Origin of the sequence: Janthinobacterium sp. Ant5-2-1 (assembly GCF_001445815.1) — a bacterium.
GTDB classification, from domain to species: Bacteria; Pseudomonadota; Gammaproteobacteria; order Burkholderiales; family Burkholderiaceae_D; genus Janthinobacterium; species Janthinobacterium lividum_E.
In genome coordinates this window covers 35,668-53,150 of record NZ_LNCE01000037.1, presented here as the reverse complement: position 1 = coordinate 53,150, position 17,483 = coordinate 35,668, and the positions used below count along the sequence as shown (strand labels likewise).

Genomic DNA, 17,483 nt, shown 5'->3' with positions numbered 1-17,483 from the left:
TACGCATCGTCTCCCTTTCCCCGCAGGGCCGCGGCCAGCGCGCCGGCACGCTGGCCGCGCCCTTTTTAGCCTGAATTCTAAATACCGCAGTACCATGGATTTCACTCAAGTGGTATTGCTGCGGTATTTAAAAATCACAAAAATAGGCGCTAAAAATACTAACTGGTATACAATTGGTACACGTTTTCAGTTTGAAACCGTGTCCGCCGTCCCATGCCCCGACGGCTGATACGCACTGACGGCAGCCACCCACGTTACGGAACGCGCCATGTCCATCAAGTCCAAGCAATTGTTATGGTTTTTTGCGTTTTTCCTCGTCTTTGAACTGAACATCTATCTGTCGAACGACATGATCATGCCGGCGATGCTGGGCATCGTCGAGGAGTTCCAGGCGGAGAAAAAGTTCGTTCCCCTGTCCCTGAGCCTGTATCTGCTGGGCGGCAGCTCGCTGCAGATTTTCCTGGGTCCCCTGGCCGACACCATCGGCAAGCGCAAGCTGGTGTTGACTGGCAATACCTTGTTCCTGCTGGCCACCTTGGCCGTGCCATTGACAGCCTCGATCGAGCAATTTCTCGCCGTGCGTTTCATCCAGGGCATGGGTTGCTGTTTCATCTTTGTCGGCTATGCCATGATCCATGAACTGTTCGACGACATGGCGGCCGTCAAGCTGAGCAGCATCCTGTCGAGCACCACCATCCTTGCGCCCCTGGCCGGCCCCATCCTCGGCAGCGCCATCATCAGCCGGCTGGACTGGCGCTACGTCTTTTTCCTCTCGGGCCTGCTGTCGCTGCTGTCCTTGCTGGGCCTGTTCAAGACCATGCCGCGCACTGCGCCGCCGGTCACGCGCCCGGACCTGGCCGCCATCGTGCGCAGCTATGCGGCCATTTTCAGCAATGGGCGCTTCATGTTCGGCATGTTCACGGCAGGGCTGGCCACCGTGCCCCTGACGGCCTGGATCGGTTTTTCGCCCATCTTCGTGCTGCAGGAAATGGGCGCGCCCTACGCCACGTATATCGCCCTGCAATGCGTGATCTTGTCTGGCTTTGTTCTCAGCAGCATTGCCATCCAGCGCCTGCGCCAGGATTTCCCGCTCGTTTCCCTACTGCGCCTGGGCGGGCTGATCGCGGCCGCCGGCATGCTGGGCGCCGGCGCGGGCCGCCATCACGTCGACGTGTTTGCCGCCTGCATGTTTGTCTATTCCATCGGCTTCGGCCTGTTCAACGGCGCCCTGATCCGCAGCGCGATCACGGCCAGCAAGGAATCGATGACGTTGACGACGGCCGCCATGAGCTTGCTGTACTGCATTTATCTGTCCGCCTGGCTGCAGTTGTACAACGTGCTGTGCCAGCGCTTCGGCTATGCGCTGGAAACGTATGCGCTGCTCAATATTCCCGTCATCGTGGTCATCACGGCCTGCCTGCTGCTGTTTACGCGGGGCATGGCGGGGCGCCAGGAAAGCGGGGTGCGGCTGGCCCGGCACTGATGGCGCAACGATGCGCTTGTTCTCGACCTTGTTTTACCCCTTGCGAAGTTTATTGACACTCTCCTGCGGAAAATGGTGCGCCCATGAAAATAGATGACCTGGCCTCGAAACACGATCAAGCAAAGATTTTCAACCTGGAATACGAGTTCCGCATCAACCGGCTGAAACTCGATTACATCACGCTGGCCGATGTCCGTCCGGCCGGCAGCGACCTGGAGCAACTGGCCGTGGAGCATCAGGCGGGCATCGCGGCCCTGCGCAGCTTCGTCGCCCTGAACTTCAACCATTTCAATGCGGCAAGCTGTTCCTCGCTCAGCTGCATCCCCACGCGCGCGCTCGGCGACGACGAGCGCTATCTGCACCGCATCTGGATGGGCGGACCGCTGCCGGCCATCGCCGCCGAAGCGATCCAGCAGTGGGGCGCGGCCTTGGAAGAGGTGCGGCATAACGGCGGCGCGCCGTACGTTTCCATCTTGTGGGTGTGGGATGCGCAGCAGCTGCGCAATGACGAGCGCTTCAGCCCCACGGGCGGCGCCGGGCGCTACACCATAGGCCGCTATGCCATCGGCGGCACGACCCTGCATATCAATTCGCTGCGCGCGCTGGCGCTCGATTTCGCGCCGGCCCGCTTCGGCATCCTCGATACCCTGCATACGCAGCGCTACTTCGCCACCTTGTCCGATTATTTCCGCATCCTCATCATGTGCGAATACGGCGGCATGTATATGGATGTCGATACGATCCCGCATAATCCGGCGACGATTTTCCTGATGAAGCCGGAAGTGCCCGATTATTTCCAGCGCAACGCTAATGACAGCGAAGAGCGCCGGCACGTCAGCTGGATGAATCTGTTTCTCGATGAAACGGGCATGCTGATCGCCAAGAAGAACGATGCGGCGCTGCGCGTGATCCAGCGCAATGTGAACCTTGCCTATGCGGGCATCGATGCGCAGATCCCCCGTTCCTGTCCGCAATTCGAGGCACAGCTGTTTGGCCAGTTCTATGCGGAATGGAAGAAGAACCTGGGCGTGACCGTGCTCAGCCATGCCGAGTTCTACCAGCGTTATTGCGTGCTGTATGACGGCGCGCGGGAAGCGGTGGTGGGCGGCATCCGCGGCATGCGTTTGCTGGACGATATCATTACCGACATGCACATTCCCCTGAGCGACGAGGAACGGCGCGCGTATGCGCGCTGCGTCGCCAGGCTCGACGACATCGACTGGCGGCTCGACGATCCTTTGAGCCTGCCCGATATCGTCGACGTGTTCGACATCGAGGAAGTGCCGCGCATGGCGTATGCGGCCCAGCTGCGGGCCGACATCGATCATTTCCATTATTACTCGGTGCTGTCGGACGACCCGCAGCTCGACCGCGTGAATAGCGTCTTTTGCCGCTACCTGCTGGCCCACCGTTCGCAGCATATTGCCGCCGGCAATTTCTGGCGTCCCACCGTGGGCCGCCACGGCAGCCGCATGCCGGCCGTCAGCGATGCCGCCCCATCCGGTGACGAGGCGCAGGCGGACTTGCTGTCGCATGCGCCGCTCACGCTGGTGCCGGGCGAACTGCTGGATGACGAGACGAAGAACCGCATGGCGAAGCTGCTGTTTGCTACCAGCTACCTCGAATACTGCTCGTTTGGAAATAAATTGAATTTGCAATTCGTCGAATTGCAGCGGCGGCAAAACATCGACCCGTATCTGGCGCACATCCACGGCCTGCATGACGAGGACGAGCGTTTCATCGGCTTTTTCACGGCCGCGACGATGGACGAGTTCCAGGCCTGCGGCGCCGTCTCATATTACCGCGACGACATGAAGGCGCTCGACGATGCCTATGACGCATTCGTGCTCGCGCATGCGCGCGCCGACGACTGTTTCGTCAGCAGCCTGGCCATCGACGAGAAATACCGGGGGCAGGGCCTGTTCCGGCAAATGTTCCATGAAATCCGCGACCTGGCCAGCCGCAAGGGCTGTGCGCGCATTACCCTGACCGTGTGGGAAAAAAGCGAAGCGCTGCAAGTGTATCTGCACAAGGGTTTTCGCAGCGTGGGCACGTTCGACTATGCCTACAGCCTGTTCTATGACCGGCTGCATTTCCTCGTGTATGAAGGCAACTGAGGAGGGAAACTGAAGGGAGCGGGGGCGGCCGGCAGCCGCCCCGTGAAGACTTACAGGGCCAGGAAGGCCACGGCAGACACGGCTGTCGGCAGCAGGGCGCCGGCCAGCAGGCCGACGGCGCCGATCGATTCATCCTTGAAGCCGCGGCGCAGCAGGGCCACCCCGGCCGGATTCGGCGCATTGGCGATGACGGTCAGGCCGCCACCGGCCACGGCGCCGGCCATCAGCATGTATTTCGCCTCGTCCGTCATGCCGACGATCAGCGAGCCGAGGTAAGTCAGGGCCGCATTGTCGGTAATGGCCGTCAAGCCCAGGGCGCCGAAAAACAGGGCCAGCGGTTTCAGGCTCGAGACGATGGGTTGCAGCCACCATTGCTGCATGCCGCCCAGTACCACCAGGCCGCCAAGGAAGAAGCCCACCAGCAAGCCTTCCTTCAGGATCAGCGGGCTTTGATAGCGTTCATACGCCTGCACGAAACCGAGGAAGAACAGGAACAGGCCGATGAACAGCACGGGATGGTGCGCCAGGGTGACCACGCCGGCCAGCACGATCATGTGCACGAGGCTGACGGCCAGCGGCACTTTTGGCGCTTCCACTTCGCCGGCCTTCGGCTTGATGTCGGAGGTGTTGCTGTGCAGGTATTTGCGCAGCAAAATGCTCACGCCCGTGGCGTTGACCAGCACGGCGATGGCGGCCTTCCAGCCGAAATGGCTGGCCATGAAGGCGCTGTCCCAGTTCCACGTGGTAGCCACCATCAGCACGGGCGGCGCCGCGTACGAGGTGAGGGTGCCGCCGATGGAAACGTTGACGAAGAGCACGCCCAGCGCGCCGTATTTCAACCATTCGGGGATGCCCGGGCGGAAGATTTGCGGCGCCAGCATCAGCGCGGCCAGGGTCATGGCGGCCGGTTCCGTGATCAATGAGCCCGTCAGGGGAACGAGCGCCAGTCCCAGCCAGACGAGGGCCAGTTCCGTGCGCAGCGGCATCACGCGCGCCACGCTTTTTAGCAGGCGCTGCACGGCGTCGAGCACGGGGCGCGAGGCGGCCACGACCATGACGACAAAGACGAACAGCGGCTCCGTGTAATGGCGCGACTCGGCATACTCGATGGCTGCATCGCTGCCCGAGACAAAGGCCATGATGATAATCAAAATGAAGGCCCAGAAGCCGAACACGACTTCCACTTCGCCCAGCAAGTGCAGCAGGCCCGCATGGCGGGGATGGCGCCGCGACAAGGTTTCAAACGACTTGGCGGCAAAGGTGTGGATGAGCGCGAGGCCGAAGACGATGGCGCTGATGATTTGGATGGTGGTCAAATGCGTTTCCTTATGGACGGAGGAAGCCGCCCGGTGCATTGCCGAGCGGTAAGGAGAGTGCTTATGGTACAGCAATCGATACTAAAAACGGGGTTTTTCGGACATGGCGGAGCGGCCCCGGCGCTGGCGACAGTCAGATAAACCTTGTCAAAAGCGGGTCCGGATAGTACTGTATATGCATACAGTATCAACCTCTCTATTCAATGATGCAACATTCTCAATTGATGGCCTCGCCGGAAGCCTTGCACCCGTCTTTATGGCGTGCATCGCAGCTGGGACAGGGTGCCACGCGCTGCCTGGACACGGGCTTTGCCGCCTTGTCCGCGCAGCTGCCCGGTGGCGGCTGGCCCAGCGGCAGCCTGATCGACCTGCTGGTGCAGCAGCCGGGCAGCGGCGAATTGCGTTTGCTGGCGCCCGCGCTGGCGCAACTGCAGGGCTTGCCCATCGTGCTGCTGCAGCCACCCCATCCGCCGCAGGCGCTGGCCCTGGTCGCGCAGGGGCTGGCGCCGTCGCAGCTGCTGTGGCTCAAAAGCGCCGGCAGCAAGGATGCCTTGTGGGCGGCGGAAAACATCTTGCGCAGCGGTACGTGCGGCGCCTTGCTGTTCTGGCAGCCGCACGTGCGCGCCGACAGCCTGCGCCGGCTGCACCTGGCCGCGCAAAGCGGCAATACCTTGTTCTGCATGCTGCGCCCGCTGCACGGCGCGCAGGATGCGTCGCCGGCGCCGCTGCGCCTGTCCGTGCGCCCGGCCGCCGGCGGCATCGAGATCGGCTTCATCAAGCGCCGGGGACCGCAGCGCGACGCGCCCCTGTTCCTGCCCCTGCAACCTCCTTCATTATTGCGACGCCATGCGACTCTGGATCGGCCTGTGCCTGCCCCGGCTCCCGCTCGAAGTATTTTGCCCGCGCTGGTCGGCTGACCACCTGGGCGTGGTACTGGAGCAGGAGCAAGTGATGGCCGTGTCGCCGCTGGCGCGGGCAGCCGGTATCCGGCCGGGCATGCGTCGCGCGGGCGCGCTGATGCTGGCGCCGCAGGCGCGCCTGCACGAGCGCTCGCTTGAACTGGAAGCGCAAGCCCTGCAAGCGGTGGCGCTGGCGCTGCTGCAATATTCTCCGCTGGTGGCGCAGGGCGAGGAAGCGACCCTGCTCGTCGATGCGGGTGCCAGCCTGCGGCTGTTCGGCGGCGTGCGCGCCCTGTGCCGGCACATCGCGGCCAGCTTGCGCGCGCTCGGTTACACGGCCCAGCTGTCGTGCGCGCCCACGGCGCGCGGCGCCTGGCTGCTGGCGCGCGCCGGTACGCGCCGGGGCCGCGTGCTGGGCATGGCCAGTCTCATGCGCCGCCTTGACGGCCTGCCGTGCGCCTTGCTGCCGCCTGCGCGCCCCTGGCTCGACTGGTTAGAGGGCATCGGCTGCCGCACCCTGGGGCAGCTGCGCCACTTGCCGCGGCCCGGCTTGCAGCGCCGTTGCGGCGCAGCCTTGATGGACATGCTCGACGATGCGCATGGCCACAGCACGGAATTGTTCGTGTGGCTCGAAGCGCCGCCCACGTTTCGCGCCAGCCTGGAATTGTTCGACCGCGTGGAGCACGCCGACGCGCTGCTGTTCGGCGCGCGCCGCCTGCTGCAGCAAATGACGGGCTGGCTGTGCGCGCGGCAATTCGCCGTCGAGCGCATTCAGCTGCTGCTGGCGCACGAGCGGGGCAGGGTGGCGCGCCCGCCCACCGTCATCGACCTGGCGCTGGGCGAGGCCGTGTGGCGCGACGAGCATCTGGTGCGCCTGCTCAAGGAGCGCCTGGCGCAGCTGGCGCTGGACGCGCCCGTGATCGGCCTGACCCTGGAAGCGCTGCAGGTGCAGCCGATGGCGCCGCCCAGCGACACTCTGTTCCCCGAGCCGGGCGGCACGCCGCAGGAGCGCCAGCGCTTGCTGGAATTGCTGGTGGCGCGCCTGGGCACGGACAATGTCTTGCAGGCCGCGCCGCGCGCCGATTACCGTCCCGAAGCGGCCAACCTGTGGCTGCCGCTGCCGGCCAAGGTCGGCACAAAAAACGCGCAGCCGGACTTGCCGCCCGGCTTGGCCGGCATGCCCCGTCCCGGCTGGCTGCTGGCCCAGCCCATCGCCCTGCTGATGCGCGAGCACCGGCCGTTTTATGGCTCGCCCTTGAAAATGGTGTCTGTTGCCGAACGCATCGAGGCGGGCTGGTGGGGCCAGTCGCAGGCGCGTGATTATTTCATCGCCGAAGGCCTCGACCACGCCCACTACTGGGTCTACCTTGAGCGCATCGCCGGCAGCGCAGAAGACGCCGCGCCGCGCTGGTTTTTGCATGGCTTGTTTGGCTGAATGGGCTGTCCTGCTGAAATTGCCGTGCTTGGCTATACTGGCTTCCCGGCGCCGCATCTTTCATTGAAACAAAGGATATCCATGACACAGCTTTCCGACTTCCCCATTACCCAAAAATGGCCTGCACTGCATCCCGAGCGCCTGCAGTTGTACTCGCTGCCCACGCCGAACGGCATCAAGGTTTCCATCCTGCTGGAAGAGCTGGGCCTGGCGTACGAGCCGCACCTGGTCAGCTTCGAGACAAACGACCAGACATCGCCCGAGTTCCTGTCCCTCAATCCCAACAACAAGATTCCCGCCATCCTCGACCCGAACGGTCCCGATGGCAAGCCGCTGGCCCTGTTCGAGTCGGGCGCCATCCTGCTGTACCTGGCTGAAAAGACGGGCAAGTTCATCCCCCAGGACGCGGGCCTGCGCTATGAAACGCTACAGTGGCTGATGTTCCAGATGGGCGGTATCGGCCCCATGTTTGGCCAGGTGGGCTTCTTCCACAAATTCGCCGGCAAGGAGTACGAGGACAAGCGTCCGCTCGAGCGCTATATCGGTGAAGCGAAGCGCTTGCTGGGCGTACTCGAGCAGCGCCTGCAGGGCCGCGACTGGATCATGGGTAGCCAGTACACGATTGCCGACATCGCCATCTTCCCCTGGGTGCGCTGCCTGGTGGGTTTTTACGGCGCGGGCGATCTCGTCGGTTTTAATAACTTCCCGAATGTGCAGCGCGTGCTGGATGCTTTCCTGGCCCGGCCTGCCGTTATCAAGGGGCTCGACATACCATCGCGTGGCTAAAACAGCCGTGGCCGGGCGGCGCTACAATGCGCCATCGGCCGCGCTGCGCGGCAGCTTTGATCTGAGACAATGAAATCCACCCGGCAAGATTTTCCCGGCGCGCACGGCCATGTGCTGGCGGCGCGCCTCGATGCACCCGACGGCGCCATCCGCGCCTATGCGCTGTTCGCCCACTGCTTTACCTGCGGCAAGGACGTGCTGGCCGCGCGGCGCATCGCGCAGGGCTTGACGGAGCACGGCATCGCCGTGCTGCGCTTCGACTTCACGGGACTGGGCGCCAGCGAGGGCGAGTTCGCCGCCACGAATTTTTCGTCGAACGTGGACGACCTGGTCGCCGCCGCCGATTTTTTGCGCGCCAGACACGCCGCGCCGCAATTGCTGATCGGCCACAGCCTGGGCGGCGCTGCCGTGCTGGCCGCTGCCGCGCAAGTGCCGGAAGCCACCGCCATCGCCACCCTGGCCGCCCCGAGCACGCCCGCCTACGTGACGCGCATGTTCAGCGACCACCTGGAAAAAATCGCAGCCGAAGGCGAGGCGCTGGTGCAGCTGGAAGGGCGGCCCTTCCGCATCCGCCAGCAATTCGTCGACGACGCGGGCCGCCACAGTTTAAAGGCACACATCGCCGGCCTGCGCCGCGCCCTGCTGGTGATGCACGCGCCGAACGACACGACGGTCAGCTTGTCGAATGCGATGGATATCTTTACGGCGGCCAAGCACCCGAAAAGCTTCGTTTCGCTCGACGACGCCGACCATCTGTTGACGGGGCGCGATGACGCGGCCTACGTCGCCAACGTCATCGCCGCGTGGAGCGCGCGCTATATCAGCTAAGTAACTAAATAAACGGTCGCCCATGAAAAACGCCGCGGCAGCAGAAGCTGGCGCGGCGCAGATGGTGTTGATAGATTGAAAGATCAGTCCTCGTCAAACTCGGCCGAAAGATCCTTCCAGCCTTTACTTACGGCAAAGGCCGAAAACTCTTCCGGCGCTTCCAGAACGATCAGTTTCTTGTCTTGCAAGCCCAGGTCGCCATGACCGAAGTCGGGGCCCACGTAGCCGAGGCTGCGCAGGCGGGCCAGGATGTGGCCGACCAGGGTCTTGTCCTTGTAGGCGCCCGCTTCGAGCGGGGCGGCGAAATCGACGTAGACGTCGATGATGCCGTAGCCTTCATCGAAGATGCGGATGGCCTTGATGTCGTGGGCACGGCCGGAGCCGTCGGTGGCCTTGACGGGGCCGCTGAGCTGGATGTCGGTGTCATTATTCATGCCGCCAGCATACACCAAAAGCCGGCGCCGCATAGGGGGCGCCATGCAAAATCCCCAAGGACGGGCTGTGTAAAAATTTCTTACAAATTGAGCGGCGTCTGGGGCGCTTTTCGCCAATTTCAAGGCCTTGAAAGGAGCTGGAGAGGCCGTATATCGGTAACAAGCGGATGCTCATCGTGAGGTCCGCCCCTCTTATCGCTTCATTTGAAAAGGATATTTATCATGCGTACTTTTGACCTTGCTCCCCTGTACCGTTCCGCCATTGGCTTTGACCGCTTGGCACAACTGCTCAACGAACAACGCGCCGATGCGCAACCGAGCTATCCACCGTACAACATCGAACTGGTGTCGGAAGACAAGTACCGCATCGTGATGGCATTGGCCGGTTTCTCGCGTGAAGAGATCGACATCATCACCGAACGCGACTCCCTGCATGTCACGGGCCGCAAGCAGAAAGATGGCGTCGAGCGCACGTTCTTGCACCGCGGCATCGCTGCCCGCGATTTCGAACAGCGTTTCCAGTTGGCCAACCATGTGAAGGTCACGGGCGCCACGTTTGAAAACGGCATGCTGACCATCGACCTGGTGCGTGAAGTGCCGGAAGCGCTGAAACCGCGCAAGATCGAGATCGGCGCCGGTACTGGCGCCACCGTCAGTACCCTGGAACAGCGTCAGGCAGCTTGAGCTGAGTTGATCTGATCCCGGCGCCACGCGCTGGCATTAACGGGAGGCAATATCGCCTCCCCATGCAGTAAAATACTGGCCGGTTGATCCGGCCAGTGTCACGTCCGGAGGCCGTTCGGGCTTCCATTGACCGCCACGCAACACGCCAGATTAAGCCATGCTTAAAGGCGCAAACGCCTGTTTCCAAATAGAAAAATGTTAAGCAGCGCCTAAGACTCGTGGCCCACTATTGCATACATCAAAATCTCATTGAATGAGGAGCAATTCATGGAACAGCAAACGAATACCGCATCCCTGAAAATCAAACGCACCGTAGCCGCGCTGGCCGCGATCGGTGTGCTGGGCGCCGGTGGCGCCATGGTGGTGCATCAAAACAATGCAGGCGCGAATGCCGCCGCTGGCTCGCCCGCCGCCCTCGTGGCCGCTGCCGTGGCGCCCGCCGCCAGCGCGCCGCTGGTGGCCTTGCCGGACTTTAGCCAGATCGCCGCGCGCAACAGCCCGGCCGTCGTCAATATCAGCGTCACGGGCAGCACCAAGGTGGCTTATGACCCATCGGCCCAGGCCGGCAATGACGACTTCGGCAACGACCCCTTCTTCGAATTCTTCCGCCGCTTCCAGGGGCCGCAAGGCGGCCAGCGCGGTGGCCGCGACGTGCCCACGCACGGCCTCGGTTCCGGCTTCATCGTCAGCCCGGACGGCGTCATCATGACAAATGCCCACGTGGTGCGCGATGCGCGCGAAGTGACCGTCAAGCTCAACGACCGCCGCGAATTCCGCGCCAAGGTGCTGGGCACGGATCCGAAGACGGATATCGCCGTGCTGAAGATTGATGCCAACAACCTGCCCGTCGTGCCGCTCGGCCATTCGAGCGACCTGAAAGTGGGCGAGTGGGTGCTGGCCATCGGTTCTCCTTATGGCTTCGACAGCACGGTGACGGCCGGCGTGGTCAGCGCCAAGGGCCGTTCCCTGCCGGACGACAGCAATGTGCCCTTCATCCAGACGGACGTGGCGGTGAACCCGGGCAACTCGGGCGGCCCCCTGTTCAACACGCGCGGCGAAGTGGTCGGTATCAATTCGCAGATCTACAGCCAGACGGGCGGCTTCCAGGGCCTGTCGTTCGCCATCCCGATCGACCTGGCGGGCCGCATCAAGGACCAGATCGTTGCCACCGGCAAGGCCAGCCATGCCAAGCTGGGCGTGACGGTGCAGGAAGTCAACCAGGGCTTTGCCGACTCGTTCAAGTTGGCCACGCCGGAAGGCGCCCTGGTCGCCAATGTGGAGCGGGGCAGCCCGGCCGACAAGGCGGGCCTGAAATCGGGCGACGTGGTGCGCAAGGTGAATGGCCAGCGCATTATCGGCTCGGCCGACTTGCCGGCGCTGGTGGGCACGTCCTTGCCAGGCGACAAGATCAGCATGGATGTCTGGCGTGACGGCAAGATCGTGAGCCTGACGGCAACCCTGGGCAATGCGGCCGACAAGGTGGCCGAAGTGGCGAAGAGCGACAGCGCCGCCGGCAAGGTAAAGCTGGGCCTGGCCCTGCGTCCGTTACAATCGGATGAAAAACGCGAGGCGGGCATCAGCGCCGGCCTGCTGGTGGAAGACGCTGGCGGTGCTGCGGCCAACGCCGGGGTGCAGCCGGGCGACGTGCTATTGTCGGTCAATGGCCGTCCCGTCAACACGGTCGAGCAGGTGCGCGACGTGGTGGAAAAATCCGCCAAGTCGGTCGCCTTGCTGATACAGCGCGGTCCCGACAAGATTTTTATTCCTGTGCGTTTAGGTTAATTAATGAGTACCGGGGTCAGTCACTTCGTGATCGGAATGTGTCACATTGGGACACATTCCCCCGTCGGGGCCGACCCCAGCTTTTCATCTTTTGGGGTGAAAGCAAGCATAACAAGATAGAGAGGCAAGCCATGCGCTTATTGCTGGTAGAAGACGATACGATGATCGGCGAAGTGGTGCTCGATTTGCTGCGCGCCGAGCATTACGCGGTGGACTGGGTCAAGGATGGCGACATGGCCGACACGGCCCTGCAGACGCAGACCTATGACCTGGTGCTGCTGGACCTGGGCTTGCCACGCAAGGATGGCCTCGACGTGCTGCGTTCGATGCGCTTGCGCAAGCTTGACACGCCCGTGCTGGTAGCCACGGCGCGCGACGCCATCGAGCAGCGCATCGCGGGCCTCGACGCGGGCGCCGACGATTACGTCTTGAAACCGTACGACCTCGACGAACTGCTGGCGCGCATCCGCGCCCTGCTGCGGCGCGCCTCGGGGCGGCCGGAGCCAGTCTTCGAACACCAGGGCGTGTCCATCAATCCGCTGACGCGCGAAGTCATCGCCGAAGGGCATCCCGTCAACCTGTCGGCGCGCGAATGGGCCGTGCTGGAAGCCTTGATCGCGCGCCCCGGCATCGTGCTGTCGCGCGCACAGCTGGAAGAAAAACTGTACAGCTGGAAGGATGAAGTCAACAGCAATGCCGTGGAAGTGTATATCCACGGCTTGCGCAAGAAGCTGGGCAGCGACTTGATCCAGAACGTGCGCGGCCTCGGCTACATGGTGCCCAAGGCATGAGGATGAAGGTCACGGTGACGCATTCGCTGCGCGGCCGCCTGCTGTGGTTTTTGCTGGCGGCCATCATCATGGCGGCCCTGGCGCAGGCGTCGATCGCCTACCGCAGCGCCCTGTACGACGCCGACCAGATTTTCGACTATCACATGCAGCAGATGGCCCTGTCGCTGCGCTCCGGTGCGCCGCTGGCCAACCACGCGCAAGCCTTGCCGGCCGACCCCGTCAACAACGATATGGTGGTGCAGGTGTGGACGCCGGACGGCGTGCAGGTCTTCCGCTCGATCACGCGCGCGGAACTGCCGCAGCGCGCCGTGCTGGGCTTTTCCAACGTGAAGGCCAACGGCACCACCTACCGCATCTTCTCCGTGCAAACCAGTTCCCAGACCGTGCAGATCGCCCAGGACATGGCCGTGCGCAAGCGCATGGCCGGCAGCCTGGCGTTGCGCACGGTCGGTCCCATCGCGCTGATGGCGCCGATATTGATGCTCGTCGTCTGGTGGGTCGTCAGCGGTTCGCTGGCGCCCGTCTCGCGCGTGCGCAAGCAGGTAGCGGCGCGCCAGGCGGACGATCTGTCGCCCGTCTCGGAAGCGGGTTTGCCCGACGAGGTGCGCCCGCTGGTGCATGAATTGAACCTGCTCTTCGGGCGCGTGAAAACGGCGTTCGACGCGCAGCAGCATTTTGTTGCCGACGCCGCGCATGAATTGCGCACGCCGCTGGCGGCATTGAAGTTGCAAGTATTGAGCCTGGAACGGGCCGAGTCGGAAGAAAAGCGCAGCCTGGCGATCTCCCGCGTGAGCGCCGGCATCGAGCGGGCCACGCGCCTGGTCGAGCAGTTGCTGGTGCTGGCGCGCCAGGAAGCCAGTGCCGCCAGCGGCGACCAGCTGCAGGCGGTGGACTTGAACGACGTCGTCAAGCGCGCGCTGGGCGACATGGCCGGCATCGCGCAGGCGCGCAAGATCGACCTGGGCCTGCATCACATGGACGCGGCCAAGGTGGCGGGCCAGGCCGATGCGCTCAACATCATGCTGCGCAACCTGGTCGATAACGCCATCAAATACACGCCGCAGGGCGGCACGGTCGACATCGACCTGCGCGCCAGCCCCGTCGGCGTGACGTTATCGGTGGAAGACAGCGGTCCCGGCATCCCGCCCGAAGAGCGCGAGCGCGTCTTCAGCCGCTTCTACCGCGTGCCCGGCACGGACGCCAACGGCAGCGGCCTGGGGCTGGCCATCATCAAGGCCATCGCCGAGCGCCACGGCGCGCGCCTGGTGCTGGACAAATCCGAACGCCTGGGCGGCCTGTGCGTGCGCGTGGAATTCCCGCAAGCCGTGAAAAAGTAACGTTTTGATCATGATCTTTGGCATGTTGCATTGACGCGCGCGCCGCTGGCATATATTGTCTGCGCAATAAGCAATCAAGCAAACGGAGCGCAGCATGCAGAAGATCGGCTTTTCAGGCACCCTCGACCCCATCACCAACGGCCACATGTGGGTGATCGGCGAAGCGCGTTCGCTCGCCGACGAGGTGATCGTGTTCCTGTCGCAAAACCCCGCCAAGCGCCCTCAATTTCCCGCCGAAGACCGCAAGCGCATCATCGAACAGAGCGCGCGCGAGTGCGGCTGGGACAATGTGCAGGTGGTCATCGTCAAGGGCGACTACACGGCGCGCGCGGCGAAAAAGCACGGCTGCGACTACCTGATCCGCGGCATCCGCACGACGGCCGATTTCGACTATGAAAACCTGATTCAGCAAACGAACGTCGATGTGCTGCAGGGCGCCAAGACGATTTTCGTGATGCCGCCGCGCGACCTCGGCTCCGTCAGTTCCAGCTTCGTCAAGGCGCTGGAAGGGCCCGTCGGCTGGAACTGGACCATGAAGAAATTCGTCCCCGGCCCGGCCTACCAGGCGTGGATACTCGACTGCCTGCGCAAGGAGTGGGAAGCGCTGTGGAATTACGCCAGCGCATCGCCAGCGGACATCGCGCTGGCGGACCACTGGTTCGCGCACCTGACGGGACCGCAGGCGTATGGCGGCGCGGACCGCCACTATCACAACCTCGACCATCTGGTGCACGGCCTGTCCGAGATCCGCGTGTGGGCAGACAATACCTTTGCGCCCAAGCGCGACAGCGCGCTGGTCAAGAAGGCGTTCTGGTTCCACGACGCCGTCTACAGCCACGACGATGATGCCCTGTACTCGAGCGAAGAGGCCAGTGCCCAGCTGTGGCTGGCCAGCGGCCTCGATGCGGGCGACAACCAGGATGTGGCGCAATTGATACGCGCCACCGACCATTTCCAGGGGCCCGGCATCAGCCACGCGCTGAAGGACGCCATGCTCAGCGCTGACCTGGCCATCCTGGGGCAGGATGAAGAGGTGTATCAAGCTTACACGCAAGCCATCGGAAGAGAATACGCGCACGTGGACCCCGTGCGCTTCAACGAGCAGCGGGGCCTGGCCCTGCAGCACCTGAGCGCCAAGGCGCAGGCGGGCCAGCTGTTTGGCGATGCGTATTTCGCCGACCAGTACAACGAGCGGGCGATAGCCAACATGCGGAAAGAGATCGCGGCGCTGGCCGATGCCTGATCCGATGCGCGCGTGTTTACCGCTGCCTGCCTCTATTGCATGGCTTGCTTCACCGCATGCTGTACCTGCAGCAGCATCCAGTCGCACTCGAAGCGCAGTTCCGCTGTCTTGCCGTTGATGGGCCCCCATAGGCGGCGCCTGAGCCGCAGCCCCAGGGCCGCCAGTTCGACGGCGAAGGCGGGGCAGGATTTGGATAGTTGCTGGAATGCCAGGCCATTCTTTTCCGAACCATGATTTTCCAGGTCGCCGGGCTTGCAATGCACGCCTTCCTGGAAGACCGATAGCAGTTCCGTGGAAGCGGCATACGAAGCGAATAGCTGCTGCATCATGGCAGAATGCCCGATCAGGTTATAGCTGGATTGGAACAGTCCCGCCTCCGCCGTGTCCGCCGCCGTATTGTCGGCATCCTTGTCGCGGCCTTCGCAATAGCGGCCTGAACTTTCGCGCATACCCAGGCCCGTCAGGAGGACATACAGATGCCGCAGGGTATCGGCGCCATCCTTGTCATTCTGCATGCCCAAGGCCGCGAATTGTCCGGCATACCAGTCCAGCGCATCGTTGTCGTCGTTGCCATGTGCGGCCGCCGCCATTGCCAAGGCAGTGGCATCGTTCTCTCGCCAGTTGTGGTACGCCTTGGCAAATGCCAGGGCCATGCCCTTGATATAGCCTGCCGGCGCGACGCCGCGGCCGGGCCAGTCGTAACGTGCCAGTTCGGAATGGGCCGCAATTTCCAGTATGGTTTCTTGCAGCCCGGCCGGTAATTGGGCCGGCAAATGCGCTGGCAGCGGCAGGGCCGATGCCGTCAGCGGGGTAGTGGCGAGGTCCGGACCGCTGGGACGCAGGAAATACTCGGTGGGCGTTTTGCCTTTGCCTGAGGCATGGCGTGTATGGGTGTGCGCCTGCTGGTTGTCGGCGACGCGCATGACATCGGCGTCGAGGCGTTCCGCCACGAGGTAGATGTGGTCGGCGCCAGGCGGACTCTTCAGGTCATACGTGACGCCGACATCGCCTGCCTGCTGCTCTCCTACGCCGATGCGTTGCCAGCGGCGCGATTGGATGCCGCTGCCGCCCAGGCGTTGCACCAGATGCCCTGCGCCCAAGGTGAGGGGAATCTCCACGCCGACGGAGATCAGCAGTGCGCTCAATGTTGCTGCGCAGCCGTTATGCAACGGCGGCTGCGCGTTTTCCAGTCCCAGCGCCACGGCCGCGCGCTGCTGGGCTGCGTGCAGCCGTGCATCGCTATTGGCCGCTGCGATGATCTGCTCGATCAGTTGCTTGTCCATGGGTATGCTCCGTTTCTCATTGCGATATGGTTTCTCATCGCAATCGGGGGAAAGTTCGCCGCTAGGGATTTATTCCGCCTTGGGTTTACCGATCAGGACGCAGGAGTCGATTTCAGCCAAGGCAAGTTCGCCCAAGGCCGCAATTTGGGCCAATTGAGCGATGCGAACGGCTTCACTCCTCTCGCTGGCCGCCGCCTCCATGGCACGCTGGGCTTCCACGCTCTGCTGTTTTACTCCCCCGGCCGGTATCTGATGCGACAGTTTCTGCTGGAGCAGGGCGGCCGAGAGATTATTTCCCGTAATGTCGAGTAAATTGCTGTTGCTGACATAGCGGTCGCGCAGATCGATAACTTGCTTGATGTTGACTTCTTGCGGCTTGAGCACTTGCAGCGATGCCCGCAGTTCTGCCAGTACCGAAAGCCAGGCGACATTGAGCGCAGAAGTGGTTTGCTGTTCGATGCTGTCGGGCCAGGAGATCACCTTTTCGACAGGGCGCTTGCGTTGTTCGTAGCTCGACAGGACGACGCTCAGGCAGGCCACCTTGTCGGCCGCTTTGGCATACAGCGTCGATTGCTGGTCCAGTGAATAGCGGGAAGCAACCAGGCCGGCGCCACCGCCGATGACGGCGCCGAGTGCCGCTGTCGGCAGCGATTTGAGCAGGCCGCCCGCGGTTCCCACGGCTCCGCCCGTCAAAGCCCAGTCGCTCTGGTTGTAGATGGCGCGCTGGCTATCCTCGGCCAGCTTCAAATACCATAATCTTTGCTTGAGCAATAACATCTTGCTGTCTGCCAGCGTGGCGGGAGCGCCAAACAAGGTGTCTTTCTCCACGCTCTCGGTCAGCGCATTGCCTTCTGCGCTGCTGGGCATGCGAAAGATCGGATAGGCGTTGGGTGGAGCAAAGCCGCATCCGCCCAATAGCAGCGCCAATAATGGCAGCGCAGGAAATGCTTTCATTTCGCTCCTCCTCGCATGGCATAAATGCAATTGTCGAAGGGAAATGTACGTGCAATCCCAAGCGACTACAAGTTAACTATTTTTTTTGCCACTACGTTATTTTTATGCGGG

Annotated in this window: 15 protein-coding genes; 11 read left to right on the top strand and 4 right to left on the bottom strand. The window is 63.0% G+C overall.

Features of this window, described 5'->3' with window-relative positions; all coding sequences use genetic code 11:
• The first annotated feature begins 268 nt into the window (after positions 1-268).
• Both ASN89_RS13335 and ASN89_RS13330 read left to right on the top strand, forming a co-directional pair.
• On the top strand, positions 269-1,483 hold the full coding sequence (locus ASN89_RS13335) for an MFS transporter (RefSeq protein ID WP_058049587.1): 1,215 nt from the start codon (positions 269-271) through the stop codon (positions 1,481-1,483).
• 83 nt (positions 1,484-1,566) lie between these two features.
• Positions 1,567-3,600, top strand: a complete 2,034-nt coding sequence (locus ASN89_RS13330; protein ID WP_058049586.1) for a GNAT family N-acetyltransferase — start codon at positions 1,567-1,569, stop codon at positions 3,598-3,600.
• 50 nt (positions 3,601-3,650) lie between these two features.
• On the opposite strand, the gene ASN89_RS13325 is transcribed toward ASN89_RS13330, so the two are convergent.
• Entirely contained in the window at positions 3,651-4,916 is a 1,266-nt protein-coding gene (locus tag ASN89_RS13325; RefSeq protein WP_046685869.1) for a putative Na+/H+ antiporter, read from the bottom strand.
• 206 nt (positions 4,917-5,122) lie between these two features.
• Here ASN89_RS13325 and imuA point away from each other — a divergent pair, with 206 nt between their 5' ends.
• From imuA to ASN89_RS13305, 4 genes are all read left to right on the top strand, one after another.
• The gene (imuA, locus tag ASN89_RS13320; protein ID WP_058049613.1) at positions 5,123-5,833 is read left to right on the top strand and encodes a translesion DNA synthesis-associated protein ImuA; all 711 of its coding nucleotides are present in this window, start codon (positions 5,123-5,125) and stop codon (positions 5,831-5,833) included.
• The gene (locus tag ASN89_RS13315; protein WP_082654556.1) at positions 5,763-7,250 is read left to right on the top strand and encodes a Y-family DNA polymerase; all 1,488 of its coding nucleotides are present in this window, start codon (positions 5,763-5,765) and stop codon (positions 7,248-7,250) included. Before imuA ends, ASN89_RS13315 begins: the two co-directional genes overlap by 71 nt.
• A gap of 81 nt (positions 7,251-7,331) precedes the next feature.
• On the top strand, positions 7,332-8,036 hold the full coding sequence (locus ASN89_RS13310) for a glutathione S-transferase N-terminal domain-containing protein (protein WP_058049584.1): 705 nt from the start codon (positions 7,332-7,334) through the stop codon (positions 8,034-8,036).
• Positions 8,037-8,105: 69 nt separating this feature from the next.
• Positions 8,106-8,864, top strand: a complete 759-nt coding sequence (locus tag ASN89_RS13305; protein WP_058049583.1) for an alpha/beta hydrolase family protein — start codon at positions 8,106-8,108, stop codon at positions 8,862-8,864.
• 83 nt (positions 8,865-8,947) lie between these two features.
• Here ASN89_RS13305 and ASN89_RS13300 read toward each other — a convergent pair whose 3' ends face one another.
• Positions 8,948-9,298, bottom strand: a complete 351-nt coding sequence (locus tag ASN89_RS13300) for a hypothetical protein (protein ID WP_058049612.1) — start codon at positions 9,296-9,298, stop codon at positions 8,948-8,950.
• A 222-nt stretch (positions 9,299-9,520) separates the two neighbouring features.
• Here ASN89_RS13300 and ASN89_RS13295 point away from each other — a divergent pair, with 222 nt between their 5' ends.
• The 5 genes from ASN89_RS13295 to coaD all read left to right on the top strand — a co-directional run bounded on the left by ASN89_RS13295 (position 9,521) and on the right by coaD (position 15,135).
• Entirely contained in the window at positions 9,521-9,982 is a 462-nt protein-coding gene (locus tag ASN89_RS13295) for an Hsp20 family protein (protein ID WP_058049582.1), read from the top strand.
• Positions 9,983-10,249: 267 nt separating this feature from the next.
• On the top strand, positions 10,250-11,764 hold the full coding sequence (locus ASN89_RS13290) for a Do family serine endopeptidase (protein WP_058049611.1): 1,515 nt from the start codon (positions 10,250-10,252) through the stop codon (positions 11,762-11,764).
• A 131-nt stretch (positions 11,765-11,895) separates the two neighbouring features.
• Positions 11,896-12,555, top strand: coding sequence for a response regulator transcription factor (locus ASN89_RS13285; protein ID WP_034750756.1), 660 nt, complete (start codon positions 11,896-11,898; stop codon positions 12,553-12,555).
• A gap of 2 nt (positions 12,556-12,557) precedes the next feature.
• The gene (locus ASN89_RS13280) at positions 12,558-13,892 is read left to right on the top strand and encodes an ATP-binding protein (protein WP_046685864.1); all 1,335 of its coding nucleotides are present in this window, start codon (positions 12,558-12,560) and stop codon (positions 13,890-13,892) included.
• A gap of 94 nt (positions 13,893-13,986) precedes the next feature.
• On the top strand, positions 13,987-15,135 hold the full coding sequence (gene coaD, locus ASN89_RS13275) for a pantetheine-phosphate adenylyltransferase (protein ID WP_058049581.1): 1,149 nt from the start codon (positions 13,987-13,989) through the stop codon (positions 15,133-15,135).
• A gap of 32 nt (positions 15,136-15,167) precedes the next feature.
• Here coaD and ASN89_RS13270 read toward each other — a convergent pair whose 3' ends face one another.
• Both ASN89_RS13270 and ASN89_RS13265 read right to left on the bottom strand, forming a co-directional pair.
• Positions 15,168-16,418: a hypothetical protein gene (locus ASN89_RS13270; RefSeq protein ID WP_058049580.1), complete on the bottom strand. Its 1,251-nt coding sequence runs from the start codon at positions 16,416-16,418 to the stop codon at positions 15,168-15,170.
• Positions 16,419-16,487: 69 nt separating this feature from the next.
• On the bottom strand, positions 16,488-17,372 hold the full coding sequence (locus tag ASN89_RS13265) for a hypothetical protein (protein ID WP_058049579.1): 885 nt from the start codon (positions 17,370-17,372) through the stop codon (positions 16,488-16,490).
• Positions 17,373-17,483 lie beyond the last annotated feature (111 nt).

Coding starts and splice junctions, on each gene's coding strand:
- ASN89_RS13335 (WP_058049587.1), top strand. CDS start 269: ATGTCCATCAAGTCCAAGCAATTGTTATGGTTTTTTGCGTTTTTCCTC.
- ASN89_RS13330 (WP_058049586.1), top strand. CDS start 1,567: ATGAAAATAGATGACCTGGCCTCGAAACACGATCAAGCAAAGATTTTC.
- imuA (WP_058049613.1), top strand. CDS start 5,123: ATGCAACATTCTCAATTGATGGCCTCGCCGGAAGCCTTGCACCCGTCT.
- ASN89_RS13315 (WP_082654556.1), top strand. CDS start 5,763: ATGCGACTCTGGATCGGCCTGTGCCTGCCCCGGCTCCCGCTCGAAGTA.
- ASN89_RS13310 (WP_058049584.1), top strand. CDS start 7,332: ATGACACAGCTTTCCGACTTCCCCATTACCCAAAAATGGCCTGCACTG.
- ASN89_RS13305 (WP_058049583.1), top strand. CDS start 8,106: ATGAAATCCACCCGGCAAGATTTTCCCGGCGCGCACGGCCATGTGCTG.
- ASN89_RS13300 (WP_058049612.1), bottom strand. CDS start 9,298: ATGAATAATGACACCGACATCCAGCTCAGCGGCCCCGTCAAGGCCACC.
- ASN89_RS13295 (WP_058049582.1), top strand. CDS start 9,521: ATGCGTACTTTTGACCTTGCTCCCCTGTACCGTTCCGCCATTGGCTTT.
- ASN89_RS13290 (WP_058049611.1), top strand. CDS start 10,250: ATGGAACAGCAAACGAATACCGCATCCCTGAAAATCAAACGCACCGTA.
- ASN89_RS13285 (WP_034750756.1), top strand. CDS start 11,896: ATGCGCTTATTGCTGGTAGAAGACGATACGATGATCGGCGAAGTGGTG.
- ASN89_RS13280 (WP_046685864.1), top strand. CDS start 12,558: ATGAAGGTCACGGTGACGCATTCGCTGCGCGGCCGCCTGCTGTGGTTT.
- coaD (WP_058049581.1), top strand. CDS start 13,987: ATGCAGAAGATCGGCTTTTCAGGCACCCTCGACCCCATCACCAACGGC.
- ASN89_RS13270 (WP_058049580.1), bottom strand. CDS start 16,418: ATGGACAAGCAACTGATCGAGCAGATCATCGCAGCGGCCAATAGCGAT.
- ASN89_RS13265 (WP_058049579.1), bottom strand. CDS start 17,372: ATGAAAGCATTTCCTGCGCTGCCATTATTGGCGCTGCTATTGGGCGGA.